The organism is Marininema halotolerans, from assembly GCF_900116235.1.
GTDB classification, from domain to species: Bacteria; Bacillota; Bacilli; order Thermoactinomycetales; family DSM-45169; genus Marininema; species Marininema halotolerans.
In genome coordinates, this window is record NZ_FPAA01000002.1 from 337,292 (window position 1) to 350,196 (window position 12,905).

The window sequence follows — 12,905 nt, forward strand, 5'->3', positions numbered from 1 at the left end:
TGCGGTGGTTATATATATAATAAATTTTAAGACCCTCTTGTGTTAATAAAAATTAAAAATTCACTTTTATTTGCTGTATTAAATGTCCATTTATATCCATTTATTTATGGATGGACTTAAAAAAAGAGGGTCGGCAAACGCGATCTTCCATATCCTCTTATGATTTTACAACCTCCCTTATGCTTAATTTTGGGGAGGTAAACTTCCCTTGATAATATTGTGTTAACCAACTTGCGCCACAAAGCAAGGAGACGACTCCGATACCAACACCTACAAGAGGGATTCCATATTTCTCATAGGCAACTCCAGACACGATGTAGGAGAGCTGCATAACCCCTCCATAGGTTGCCATGTGTAGAGCAAACACACGTCCTTGCCTGGATTCAGTTGTATACGTTTGTACCATATACGTATCCAACGGAATTATGATCCCCGAACAGATCCGCATGGCATATAACAGGAGAACACCAAAGAAAAAGGTTGAAGTTTGTGTCAAACAAGCAAAGAAGACGGCCTGTACAATATAGGAAGCGCCATACCACACCACTGCCCGTTGATGTCGATCACGTACACATGCCTTTACAACATAAGCGCCTGTCAATACTCCCAAGCCATCTACCCCATATAACAAACCAATGCCGATTCCGTTCATCTGATAAACATTTTTCCCTAACAGTGGGATTAATATTAGATATCCTCCACCAGCAATCCCCCAACTTATTCCGATTAAAAGGATGGAACGAACCACTCGATTTTGTGTAGCTTCTTTAAAACCTTCGATTAATGCTTGTCGATACGGAAGTCGATCAGGCTTACCCTTCTTAGGTAACTGGATCGCTTTGATGCACCATGCTGACCAAAAATAAGAAAGACCATTAAGGATAAAGCAAAGTAGTGGACTAAATATCGCCGATACTACTCCACCCAGAATGGATCCAACGATGGTCATCACGCTATAAGTAGCAGTCGACCATGCATTTGCCTCTGCGATACGATCCCTGGACACGATTAGAGGTTGTACCGATTGTCGGGCGGGATTAAAAAAAGAGCTGAGTATACCGATGAAAAATGAACCAACATACAGGATCCAAATTTCTTCCTTTAAAAAAGCAACGATAAACGATAGGGTGACGATCCCACGGAACAGGTCCGCTATTATCATGGTCTTTACTTTATGGAATCGATCCACTAGTGGACCCATAAAGGGGCCGATTATGACAGAGGGCAACATACGTAACATGAGAAGGTAACTGATGGATAACACGGAATTTGATAAATGCAATGCCGTTGACATGATCGCTACTTGATTAAAATAATCCCCCATAACACTCCCAGCTTGACCCATCCATAAATATCGATAGTTTCTATTTTTAAATAATAAATTATTTTTATTGTTCAACATGGTCTACCCCTATATTTCACCTAATATTTTCACAAAACAATAAAACTCATCCCCCCTCCTTTACAAAGTTACTTGTTTCGAAAACCCCATCCTATCGATCATGGTTCACCACTCTTTGAACCAACGTTAAGCGTGATATCGCGAATGAACATGCCTAACCCCAAGGTATGAGGCATGTTCAAACGATTTACACTCCCGTCAGAGTGATCGGCAATTGCACTCACGAAGGAGTCCGTCCACCATTCCCTTAACTCGAACCTGACCCTCTTCATTCAACTGACCCTTGTGATCCAATTCATGCTTACTGGAGATGGCAAGTTCTTCTGGGATGACATGGGCGTGCAAGGTGCGAAAGATTTGACGCAAACTTAATAAGGTTAATGTCCCGGACTTCAAGCCCCCTGTTACTGTAAGAAGAGCGATGGGTTTCCCTTTAAATCCAGAGCCATCCTGATAATCGAGTAGGTTTTTTAAGGCACCTGTATAGCCACCATGATATTCTGGAGACCCGACAACAAAAGCGTCGGCTGCTTTAATTTGCTCAGCGATGTTACGCATGGTTTCCGTCTGTGGAACGGTAAAACTAAACAGGGGTAAGTTACTTTCTTGTACACAGATCAGACTGGCTTCATGCCCCTGATTTTGAAAATGGTTGGCAAATAAGTGTAGTGTCCGTTTCGTTGTCGATTCAGGATTCATGCTTCCATTGATTAATACGATCGTTGCCAATATGATTCACTCCTTCTAGTTTAGAAAGTGCTGCTCTTATAGTGCGATGCCAAAATAGTACGGCAGTGCCCACTCCAATGGCTGCTCAGAGGTAAAAGGGTATTCCGTCTTCTCTTTCCCTTTTGTAATCGTGATCCCCTTATCCGAGAGGGTGATACGACCCTCATGGGTTGCCATCGTACAGATCCTTTTCTGGGTAAATTTAGAGTGAGGGGAAGTTTGTTTGTAATCACACATGGAGTTAAATGACTCCCATGAACATGGTTCAACCGAAAAACGGTATTGGGTTGCCCACTCGCCATTCTTTTGCTTTTGCAACTCATACTCCTTTGACCCTTCCAACTTCATGATGCGATAGCAACCACTGATATCCTCGTGTACTACTCCCGTTAATGGTAAGGGAGAACGATAATGATCGCCAAAACCTACATCGACTAAATAAGGTTGATCCAAGTAAACCAGTAACGCTAAATGATCAAATGGAGGGCCAAAAGAGCCTTCTTCATTCTTCACACGTGCAGAAATATAAGAAACTTGATAGCCACAGGCTTGCAGGAGCTCATGGAATAACCCATTTAATTCATAGCAGAAGCCACCACGCCCATTTTCAACGACTTTTTTATACAGCGCAGGTATTGATAATTGAATGGGGACGGGTGGGTCTGCCATGATATCTAGATTTTCAAAGGGAACATGAAGGACATGATCCTCCTGTAAGCGTGTTAAGAAGGGGAGATTGGGACTTCCTATGGATTGAATGCCAATACGCGAAAGATAGGCATTGATATTCATTGGTCATGTTCTCCTTTCCTTACATCGCGGACGTTTTTTATCGCAAAAATAATTGATCATTCATGACCCGTACAAATTAAATCATATACGATCCGTTCCTATTGAACTTCCACCCATATACTGAAATCGCTCTACATAAATTGTCTTAAGCCCTCCTACTAAGCATGGGGAACGCTCTCCCGACAAGGACTTCATCACTGAAAAGCCTTTCATTTTGCCCAGATTTGGTGTATAATATACGTAATTGCATAGGTAACGTTTTCTTAGGAGGAGCCTGTCACCAAGGGCTCCTTTTATGCTTTTTTAGGACACAATACCCTTGGAAAGGAGATGAAGGCCTTGCTATTTTTCGAATTGCTCATCATCCTGATTAGCACCAAACTGGCAGGGGACCTAAGTGTTCGGTTGGGGCAGCCCTCGGTCTTGGGTAAACTGTTGGTCGGTATCCTCATTGGACCTGCCGTACTGGGCTGGATTGATAATAGCCATACCATCAAGGAATTAAGTGAAATTGGCGTACTTCTTCTGATGTTTCTGGCCGGATTGGAAACCGACATTAATGAACTGAATAAAAATCGCCGTTCTTCCTTCGCAGTTGCCATCGGTGGAATTATTCTTCCGATGGTCGGTGGCTATTTAGCAGGAAAAGTTCTTGGGATCTCAGATACTTCTGCACTTTTTATCGGCCTTTTACTCTCTGCTACATCGGTTAGTATCACGGTTCAGACGCTGCGTGACATGGGCAAACTAAAAACAAAGGAAAGTGTCACCATCCTCGGTGCTGCTATTGTCGATGATGTGCTAGTGGTCGTCTTACTCGCATTTTTAATGAGTTTTGTTGGAGCAGGCGATGTCAGTTTAGGCTTAGTGATCGGAAAGAAAATCGCCTTCTTCCTCATTGCCATTCTTTTGGGATGGAAAGTCGTCCCATGGCTCATGCGCTGGCTTGTGACCTTACGTGTTACACAAATGGTGATTAGCACCGGTTTAATTATCTGCTTTGGATTTGCATTTCTTTCCGAAGAGATGGGTGTTGCCGGAATCATTGGTGCTTTTATCGCAGGGGTAGCTATCTCTCAAACCCCCTATAAGCATGAAGTTGAGCAAAAGTTAGAGCCAATTGCATACGCTGTTTTTGTCCCTGTATTTTTTGTAAGCATTGGTCTATCCGTCTCTTTTACAGGACTTGGCGATCAGATTGGTCTTATTCTTGGACTTACTGTACTTGCTGTCGCAACCAAGTTAGTCGGTAGTGGGTTAGGGGCTCGCTTAACCGGATTTAATCTACGGTCTTCCTTTGGTATTGGCACAGGAATGATCTCCCGTGGCGAAGTCGCTCTCATCATCGCTTCCCTCGGTTTGGAGCGGGGACTGTTGGCTCAGGAATTTTATACGTCAACCATTATTGTGGTCATCTTAACCACCCTACTCACTCCACCATTGTTGAAGAAAGTATTTTAAATCAGGATAAAAAATAACCGCCTGCGCGATGCAGGCGGTTATTTTTATTGGATGAAGGATTTTACGATTGGATATTGAAACTCCTGGTCCTGGATGGCCCTGATGATACCAATAATCGGGATAATCAGTGCGATTAGGCCAAAGCCGATTAAGAACGGAATACCAATTAAGATAAAGGATAGGACCCATGAGATCCCTATCAATACGGAGATGACAAAGTGGAATACCACGGCTTGCAAAGACAGTCGTTTAAGCTCCTGCTCACTCGCAAGAAGCCATACCACTAACGGTAATAACACAGGCGCAAACCATGTACTCGCATGAATCAATATTTTTACGATTTTCATTTGATCCTCCATTCATGAATTACCCCCAGCGTTTGATTGCCACTTGTTACTATTCTTTATATCACGAATTCCCTTTGGAAAACTACTCCTTATTTCACCCACATGGACAATCTGACTCCATGAGCGCTAACGGCGAACAGGGGGATTTTCCTGTCCGCTGCTCATGCTATCTTCACTTATCCCTGACCCATCCCGTCCATCAGAACACGAATCACTTCTGGACGTGAAAATTCCGGAGGAGGGGTAATTCCTTGTTTCAGCATCGAACGCACTTTTGTTCCTGATAAGGAGACATGATCTTCATCTGGGTGCGGACACGTTTTATAGGAGGCCATTCCTGCACACCGTCGGCAATAAAAGCTGTTTTCAAAAAATAAGGGGGTAATTCCTAACTCCTCAGGATGGAAAGAGCTTAGTAGCTCTTGCGCATCATAGGTTCCATAAAAATCGCCAACCCCTGCGTGATCTCTCCCGACAATAAAATGAGTACATCCATAGTTTTTACGAACCAAGGCATGAAAAACAGCTTCCCGAGGGCCTGCATATCGCATGGCGGCAGGAAACACACTGAGAAAAACACGCTCTTTTGGATAATAGGCTTCCAAGATCGCTTCATAGCTCTTCATACGTACTTCCGCTGGAATATCGTCGGATTTGGTCTCTCCAACCAACGGATGTAAAAAGAGACCATCCACCGTTTCTAAGGCCGATTTTTGAATGTATTCATGGGCACGATGAACAGGATTCCGTGTTTGAAAGCCAACTACCTTCTTCCAGCCTCTTTCAGCAAAAATCTGTCGGCTTTCCAGTGGATCCGTATAATACTGGGAAAAGGGGCCGCGTTCTGTTGGATTCAGGTAGGTAATCGGACCACCGACCATCCAGGGGGAAGTCGTTAAAAGGTAAGCGACACCTGGATGAGTCGTATCCACTGTCCGAAATACTTGCTGTGCTTCTTTCATCGGATCGATCTTATAAATACTTTCCACGGTTAAGAGTCCACAGAGATTGCCCGCTAAGTCCTTTAAGGCAACCTCCTTACCCATGACTACCTGATTCAATTCCTCTTCGGACACTGGAAGAGTGATCGGCAGACTCCATAGCGTTCCATCTGCAAGGCGCATCGTGTCCCGTACCCTTTGATAATCAGTTTCGTTCATAAACCCCACTAAGGGTGAAAATACTCCGGTCCCAATGCATTCTAAATCCGATCGCCCTCGAGATGACAGGGTGATCGCAGGGTATTCTTGCGCTCTTCTTCGCGCATCTTGTTCTTCTAACCCACTGCATAAACGACGGACTAACTCTCCGCCGTGAGGCACAGAAACCATCATTCATCCCCCTGTTACCGATTTTTCAGACTTTTTTGTTCCGGTTTGCCCTTCCTCCGGGATGAAGCCCACATTCTGTCTTCCCAAAACTTGACCACCTGCCGGCACGCGGATCTTCCCCTTTTTTGACGGATCGCGTACATGGAATACAACCAATACTGGGATAGTTTTTTTCGTGCAATGGATTATAAGGAATGCGATGCTGATGAATATATTCCCATACATCCTTCGCTGAATGATATGCAAGAGGATTAACTTTAACCAAACCAAACTGACGATCCCATTCCACGACTTCTGTTTGTGCACGACTCGGCGCTTGATCCCGGCGAATTCCAGTGATCCACGCAGAACAGCTAGCTAAGTAGCGACGTAAGGGTTCCACTTTACGAATCATACAGCATTGATCCGGTTCTCGTTTCCAGAGTTCTTCGCCCCATAGTTGTGCCTGCTTCGCTAATGTATAGGCAGGGGTTACTCGAATAAAGGAAACCCCACAGGCTTCAGCAAGCCGATCTCGTGTCTCATAGGTCTCCTTAAATAAAAGATCCGTATCTAAGTAAAAAATCCGCGCTTGTTTATTCACACAAGATATGCGGTGAACTAACGAGACATCTTCGAAGCCAAAACTACATGCTAATGCAAGCCCTGAACCAAACTCTTGAACAGCCCATTGAATAATCGCATCCGGGTTTTTTTCAGACAAGGTAGAGGCGACTTTATGGATACGTTCTTCATTCCATTTCTTCTTTTCATTTTTGTACCATTCGTTATTTTGTTTCACGATTACTTCCCTCCTTCCTTCTTTCCTTATTCGCAGGAAGGTGCTAATGACACATTGCATTTTTCGAAGATTGCCATAATGATAAAATCAATCTATACTAGAATAAATTAGTTGAAATGAGGGATTATCATTGCCAGAAGCAAACCAACCATTTTTTTTTATTAAAAAATCATCCAGTCATGTAATGGAGCAGGCGTATTGAAGGCTTTTCTGCAATGTCTATTGCTAGAGAATATGCAAATACACCTCTTAAATACACACGTGCCCTTATATTACTTCCCTGCTCCCCTTGAACATTCGGCACTTGTGGCTACTCTCTGACTTCTGCTTGCCAAAAACATTTCATCAGAGCGAACCCCTTGTGTTGATCACAAACACGAAGGGATTGTATTTTACATGCCGCGCTTTTCCGCTTATCCAATGTATTTATTCTATACGGGAATCGGTGCGTTTGCTTTTAGCTTGATGAGTACAGCAACCGTTCTCTATTTTATTAAAGCCGTTGATTTAGGTCCTACACAATTATTACTGGTTGGTTTTGTATTGGAAATTACCGTCTTCTTATTTGAAATACCAACAGGGATCGTTGCTGATTTGTACAGCCGGCGCTTATCCATGGCCATCGGTTTTTTTCTCATGGGATGCGCCTTTTTATTGACAAGCTTATTCCCCCTTTTGCTAACCATCCTGATTAGTCAGGTGTTGTGGGGCATCGGTTACACCTTTCAAAGTGGAGCCGATCGGGCTTGGATTGCCGATGAGATGAAAACCGCTTCGATGGAGTCGATCTATCTACGCGGTGCACAAATTGGTCAGGTTGCCGCCTTCCTAGGAATCGGCGTTAGCATCCTGTTTGCGCAACTATCCCTTGCTTTTCCCATTGGAATTGCAGGAGGGCTATTGATCATCACCTCCCTTGTCATTCAGGCTTTTTTTCCTGAGACCGGGTTTCAACCTCAGTCACGTCAGCAAAAAAGCCTCTGGCAGGGGATGATGGGTACTTTTACAGAAGGAGTAAAAACGGTGCGCCATCATTCCTTACTCACGATCATGTTGATCATGAGTCTCTTTATGGGTCTCTATGGAGAAGGGTTTGATCGACTGTGGCAAAAGCATTTATTGGACTCCTTTACGCTACCGTTGTTTGGTCAATCTGGTGAAATCTTATGGTTTGGTGGGCTTAACGCCGTTTCCCTCCTCTTAAATATTTTGGTGGTGGAATGGCTACGACGCCAATTACAACGAACCGGGAAGTTAACTAAAGGATGGGTCTTATTGGTCATCCATCTCCTATTGATGGGCACCATTCTGCTTTTTGCTTGGACCGTCTCCCTCCCCTTCGCTTTAGCAGCCTACTGTAGCACCTTTATCCTGCGTGGGGTGAATCAACCGCTTTTTACTGCCTGGTTGAATGAGTCCATTCATACCCCACACCTGCGGGCCACCCTTTTTTCCATGCAAGGACAACTGGCATCCTTTGGTGAAGTCATCGGTGGTCCATTGGTCATGTTAGTCTTATTTTTATCAGGGGGGGATAGTGAAGTGGCGGGCCTAACGACTTCTGCCTTCTTGCTGCTTCCGATCTGCTTCCTCCTCCTCCTTGCATTAAGATCAAAGGTTGTTAAATATCCATCCGCCTCGGATCACACCATGACGAATGATTCAGCGCAGTTATAATAAGATCTCACTCTTTCCTTGCTCTACAGTCGAGCAATCCGTACAATGGTCGATAAGGTCGCCATGATAGATAACTGAAATGGATTCGCATAGGAGGAGACGATTGAATGGAACTCATTGTATACCTTGCCGGACAAATTCATGATGACTGGCGTGATCAACTCCGACAAAAAGCAGAAGAGCGTGGACTTCCCCTTACCTTTAAAGGGCCACAGGAGAACCATGATCGCTCGGATGCCATTGGTGAAACAATCAAAGGAGCACAACCCTCCAAGGAATATCGGGATCATGTGGCATCGGAGATGAATAATCTTCGTACCCGCATCTGGATGGAAAAAGCCGATGTGGTGATCGCTTTATTCGGAGAAAAATATCGGCAATGGAATACGGCGATGGATGCAGCGGTCGCCCTCCAATCTGGAAAGCCACTCATTCTCGTTCGACCCCCTGAATTGATTCATCCTCTGAAAGAGCTCGCTCAGCGCGCCCAAGTCGTGGTAGAAACACCCGATCAAGCGCTGGATGCCCTCGCATACGTTCTTGAATCATGATCAAAAAAGTTACCGTCTCTAGACGGTAACTTTTTTGATCGATAAATGAATGCCTTATGCTTCGCGTTGCCAGGCTATGCGACCATTTACTACCGTCATCATGGCCTGGGTATGCAACAGACGATCGGGATCCGGCCCTAATAGATCCTGATCAAAGATGGAAAGATCCGCCCACTTACCAGGGGTGATCGATCCCCGTTCTTTTTGCTCCCCGATGGAGACAGCCCCGCCCCAGGTGAACAGTTGGAGCGCTTCAAGTGCCGTTAGTTTCTGTTCTGGAATCCAACCAGGATGATTCACATCGTATGGATCACGTCGAGTAATCGCCGCGTGGATCCCTAATAAGGGATTAATGGGTTCGATGGGTGCATCACTGCCACCCCCACAGGGAATTCCTGCGGATAACAAGCTTTTCCAAGCATAAGAAAAGGGTAGCCTCTCTTCGCCCAACCGTTTGATCACCCATGGGAAATCACTCGCAACAAAGCGGGGTTGAATATCAACAACCACTGGTAAGCGTTGGATTCGAGGGAGCAATGACGGGTGGAGAACCTGGGCGTGAATTAATCGATTTGGCAGTAAAGGAACCCTTCCCGGCGCCGGAGTAACCGCTTCTAACACATCTAAAAATTGCTCAGCAGCTCCGTCGCCAATCGCATGCACAGCAACAGGCATCCCGTGATGATAAGCCTTTTTGACCCATTGGGTCATTTCCTCATGAGAATGGGTGGGCAGTCCATAATTTGTTTGGTCGTCGGCATACGGCGTGGATAGCCACGCGGTTCTCCCACCAAAGGAACCATCCGCAAAAATCTTCATGGCTCCAATCTGAAACCATTCTGTGTTTCCTTTAGGCACTTCCATGTTCAACCATTCATCAACATAGGGATGGTAAATGAGATGATGGCTCCGTAGATACATCCCTTCTTCAAGTAGCCCATGATAGATTTTCAATAGCTCGGCTACGCTCCCTGCCTCTCGTACGTCCTCGGTATGTACAGAGGTAATACCATGAGCGAGTACATCCTTTGCTGCAAGAAGCGCCCAGTTTCTTTTTTCTGCGAAGGAATTGGCGGGGATTGCTTGGCGAAAGGGTTGGGATGCATTTTCATAGATCAGACCATTTAATAACCCCATCCCATCACGTCCATACGCCCCTTCTATTGGATCGGGGGCATCAATGGTTAGACCCGCAGCAGTAATTGCACAGGTATTCACCGCTTGCACATGATGACAGGTCCGCGTCAACATGACGGGGTGATTGGGAGCAATGCGATCCAACTCCTCTCGCAGAGGAGGACCCCCCTCCATGCGATTTTCATCCCAATTCAGTCCCAAAATCCATTGACCTGGGGGCATAGTTTTCGCCTTTTTTTGCAGGATCGCCATCAGTCGATGCTTGCTCGTCTCTTTGGCAAAATCTAAATGGGATAAACGAATGCCATGCCCTAAAAGATGGAGGTGGTTATCCGTAAATCCCGGGTAAACATACTTTTGCTCCAAATCAATTTTTTCAACATCCGAACGACCCAATTGAATCGTTAGTTCTGCTGTAGTACCCAACGCTTTAATGAATCCATTTTCCGTGTAAATCGCTTCAACACAAGGCGTTTCTCGATCCAGTGTCGTCACATTTCCCCGGATAAACAACCGTTTCTCCATCGCAAATCCCTTCTTACTCTGCGATATTTTAGATCTCACAGCGATTGTATCGATGAACACCCATTGACGCAAGCACTCTTCCTTAATGAAAGCCCCCTTCGTCGTTGTTGAAGAAGGGGGTTTGTGCGGATACGATAAGAAGCCAGAACTTTGTTATTGACTTAAAGTTATCCATTCCGGGTTATGTCAAGAATCCCTCTTCCAATCGAGGACAACCACACTTTCAACCTGAGACGTTTGGGGAAACATATCGACTGGTTGAATGGAACGCACTTGATAGCCACCCTTTAATAACACCGAACAATCCTTTGCTAACGTTGATGGGTTGCATGACACATAGACAAAACGAGGGATCTGAGTACGAAGTAACGTCTGGATAAAAGCCTCCCCCAACCCTGTTCGAGGTGGATCTGCAACCACCACATCCGGACGAAAACCTGCGGCTATCCATTGAGGAAGAAGATCCTCCGCTGCCCCTACATGATATTCTGCATGGTCAATATGATTGGCCTTGGCATTCATCTTTGCATCGGCTATGGCTTCCGCCACGGTATCCATTCCAATCACTCGAGCCGCTTGATTGGCTAACCACAAGCCGATGGTTCCCGTGCCACAATAGGCATCCACCACCGTCTCCTTCCCAGTCAATCCCGCAGCTGTTGCCACTTTCTCATATAAACGGGAGGTCTGATTCGGATTGAGTTGGAAAAATGCCGGAGCGGAAAGATGATAAGTTCGTCCCCCCAATTCCTCGGCCATTGTTTCCTGTCCCCAAATTACCCGGCTTTGCTCACCAAAAATTAAGGATGTTCGTTGTGGATTATGATTCACTACTAGACTTACAAGCTGAGGCAGACGCCGAACCAGCTCCTTCTGAAGTTCATCTTCCTTGGGTATGGGATGTTCCTTACTGATTAAAACGAGCTGTGCCTCTTTGGTCTCAAATCCATAACGGACAACCACATTACGAATGGCGCCTCGATGCTTTCCTTCGTCATAGATGGATATAGAAAGATCCGTTAGTGTTTGGCGTGCGATATCAAGAATTTGGTTGGTCTCTGGATGTTGCACCATGCATCCCTTCATATCGATCAACCGATGGGAGGAGGGACTATACATCCCCATGACAATTCTTCCTCCCTGGCGTTGAACAGGTAATTGCGCTTTATTACGATAGGCCCACGGCTCCTCCATTCCTAGCGTTTCCTGTATCGGTAGAGGAGTCCTATCTGCATAACGAGAGAAAGCTTCCTCAACCAGCTCTCGTTTCAAACGCAATTGCATTGGATAATCGATATGTTGCAGCTGACAACCACCACATTGACGATAAATGGGACATGGGGCGGAAATCCGGTGGGAGGATCGCTTTTGTATTCGAAGAATTTCCCCGCGAGCAAATTTCTTTTTTACCTCGGTAATACGTGCTGACACATATTCCCCAGGAATTGCCTCTTCCACAAATACCACTTGCTTTTGATAATAACCTACACCTTCCCCATTGATCCCGATCCTGCGAATCGGAAGGCGAATCACTTGTCCCTGTTTTAACTTCATATTACTCATCCTTATTTTCCACTTCTTTTCTATCAGTATGATTGTTATCATTGTACCCGAAGTGAGAACAAACCCCTACCCGGTTCAAGGAAATCCAATTGGGGATGACGAATTACCGTATGAAGAAAAGGAGGTATTTTATGGCCACAAATCAGGTTCCATATTCAGACACCAACCATACGATTACAACCGAAGCCCTAGAAACCATCGTTACTGCTGCGGTAGAGAGAACAAAGGGTGTCACTGGCATTATTAACGAAACCCACCGCAATCCTTTAAAATTTGGACAAGCCTCCTCCCGTAAAGGCGTCATTGTCCACATGCAAGAGGATAACTCCATTCGCATATCCCTTCGAATATCGGTCATTTACGGGGAAAATATCCCTCAAATCGGGGAAACTACCCTCCATAATGTCAGGGAAGCGCTAATCAATATGGCTGGGTTAGATACCGAACATATACATATCCGTATCGAAGGAATTACCCTACCTGATGAAATTACAAAAAAAATTTTTTAAAAAGAGGTTTTAGCCTGGAAAAAGGGGTATATAATCAATAACCGTTGTGCTAGTCCCCCCTTGGCCCGGCTGAATATTCAGCCGGGCTTCTTCTATGTTT

At 45.1% G+C, this 12,905-nt stretch carries 12 protein-coding genes; 4 read left to right on the forward strand and 8 right to left on the reverse strand.

The features are described 5' to 3' along the window. Positions 1-157 precede the first annotated feature (157 nt). The 3 genes from CHX35_RS03825 to CHX35_RS03835 form a co-directional block, all read right to left on the reverse strand. Positions 158-1,399 carry an MFS transporter gene (locus CHX35_RS03825; protein ID WP_217895864.1) on the reverse strand — a complete coding sequence of 414 codons (1,242 nt, stop codon included), beginning with the start codon at positions 1,397-1,399 and terminating at the stop codon, positions 158-160. 201 nt (positions 1,400-1,600) lie between these two features. Then, complete coding sequence (locus CHX35_RS03830) at positions 1,601-2,131, reverse strand: NADPH-dependent FMN reductase (protein ID WP_091834175.1); 531 nt, start codon at positions 2,129-2,131, stop codon at positions 1,601-1,603. A gap of 36 nt (positions 2,132-2,167) precedes the next feature. Beyond that, a complete protein-coding gene (locus CHX35_RS03835) occupies positions 2,168-2,923 on the reverse strand; it encodes an arylamine N-acetyltransferase family protein (RefSeq protein ID WP_091834178.1) in 756 nt (251 codons plus the stop codon). 330 nt (positions 2,924-3,253) lie between these two features. Here CHX35_RS03835 and CHX35_RS03840 point away from each other — a divergent pair, with 330 nt between their 5' ends. Continuing rightward, a complete protein-coding gene (locus CHX35_RS03840; RefSeq protein ID WP_091834181.1) occupies positions 3,254-4,384 on the forward strand; it encodes a cation:proton antiporter in 1,131 nt (376 codons plus the stop codon). A gap of 44 nt (positions 4,385-4,428) precedes the next feature. On the opposite strand, the gene CHX35_RS03845 is transcribed toward CHX35_RS03840, so the two are convergent. From CHX35_RS03845 to CHX35_RS03855, 3 genes are all read right to left on the reverse strand, one after another. Further along, the gene (locus CHX35_RS03845) at positions 4,429-4,731 is read right to left on the reverse strand and encodes a magnetosome magnetite crystal formation protein family (protein ID WP_342743092.1); all 303 of its coding nucleotides are present in this window, start codon (positions 4,729-4,731) and stop codon (positions 4,429-4,431) included. Between the two features lie 176 nt (positions 4,732-4,907). Further along, positions 4,908-6,065 (reverse strand): sulfate adenylyltransferase, encoded by a 1,158-nt coding sequence (sat, locus tag CHX35_RS03850; RefSeq protein ID WP_091834187.1) that lies wholly within the window; start codon positions 6,063-6,065, stop codon positions 4,908-4,910. Between the two features lie 22 nt (positions 6,066-6,087). Next, positions 6,088-6,843 (reverse strand): phosphoadenylyl-sulfate reductase, encoded by a 756-nt coding sequence (locus CHX35_RS03855; RefSeq protein ID WP_281252047.1) that lies wholly within the window; start codon positions 6,841-6,843, stop codon positions 6,088-6,090. 396 nt (positions 6,844-7,239) lie between these two features. Here CHX35_RS03855 and CHX35_RS03860 point away from each other — a divergent pair, with 396 nt between their 5' ends. Next, positions 7,240-8,520, forward strand: a complete 1,281-nt coding sequence (locus CHX35_RS03860; protein ID WP_091834193.1) for an MFS transporter — start codon at positions 7,240-7,242, stop codon at positions 8,518-8,520. A 107-nt stretch (positions 8,521-8,627) separates the two neighbouring features. After that, positions 8,628-9,071: a YtoQ family protein gene (locus tag CHX35_RS03865; protein ID WP_091834196.1), complete on the forward strand. Its 444-nt coding sequence runs from the start codon at positions 8,628-8,630 to the stop codon at positions 9,069-9,071. 54 nt (positions 9,072-9,125) lie between these two features. Here the strand turns inward: CHX35_RS03865 and CHX35_RS03870 are convergent, their stop codons facing one another. Together CHX35_RS03870 and rlmD are read right to left on the reverse strand one after the other, a co-directional pair. Further along, on the reverse strand, positions 9,126-10,733 hold the full coding sequence (locus CHX35_RS03870) for an amidohydrolase (RefSeq protein ID WP_091834200.1): 1,608 nt from the start codon (positions 10,731-10,733) through the stop codon (positions 9,126-9,128). Between the two features lie 186 nt (positions 10,734-10,919). Continuing rightward, a complete protein-coding gene (gene rlmD / locus CHX35_RS03875; protein WP_245838611.1) occupies positions 10,920-12,287 on the reverse strand; it encodes a 23S rRNA (uracil(1939)-C(5))-methyltransferase RlmD in 1,368 nt (455 codons plus the stop codon). A gap of 140 nt (positions 12,288-12,427) precedes the next feature. On the opposite strand from rlmD, the gene CHX35_RS03880 reads away from it, so the two are divergent. Continuing rightward, positions 12,428-12,805, forward strand: coding sequence for an Asp23/Gls24 family envelope stress response protein (locus CHX35_RS03880; RefSeq protein WP_176391870.1), 378 nt, complete (start codon positions 12,428-12,430; stop codon positions 12,803-12,805). Positions 12,806-12,905 lie beyond the last annotated feature (100 nt).

Excerpts from the sequence above, each read along its gene's own strand:
- sat (WP_091834187.1), bottom strand. The coding sequence starts at position 6,065 with ATGATGGTTTCTGTGCCTCACGGCGGAGAGTTAGTCCGTCGTTTATGC.
- CHX35_RS03860 (WP_091834193.1), top strand. The coding sequence starts at position 7,240 with ATGCCGCGCTTTTCCGCTTATCCAATGTATTTATTCTATACGGGAATC.
- CHX35_RS03880 (WP_176391870.1), top strand. The coding sequence starts at position 12,428 with ATGGCCACAAATCAGGTTCCATATTCAGACACCAACCATACGATTACA.
- CHX35_RS03835 (WP_091834178.1), bottom strand. The coding sequence starts at position 2,923 with ATGAATATCAATGCCTATCTTTCGCGTATTGGCATTCAATCCATAGGA.
- CHX35_RS03870 (WP_091834200.1), bottom strand. The coding sequence starts at position 10,733 with ATGGAGAAACGGTTGTTTATCCGGGGAAATGTGACGACACTGGATCGA.
- CHX35_RS03865 (WP_091834196.1), top strand. The coding sequence starts at position 8,628 with ATGGAACTCATTGTATACCTTGCCGGACAAATTCATGATGACTGGCGT.
- rlmD (WP_245838611.1), bottom strand. The coding sequence starts at position 12,287 with ATGAAGTTAAAACAGGGACAAGTGATTCGCCTTCCGATTCGCAGGATC.
- CHX35_RS03840 (WP_091834181.1), top strand. The coding sequence starts at position 3,254 with ATGAAGGCCTTGCTATTTTTCGAATTGCTCATCATCCTGATTAGCACC.
- CHX35_RS03845 (WP_342743092.1), bottom strand. The coding sequence starts at position 4,731 with ATGAAAATCGTAAAAATATTGATTCATGCGAGTACATGGTTTGCGCCT.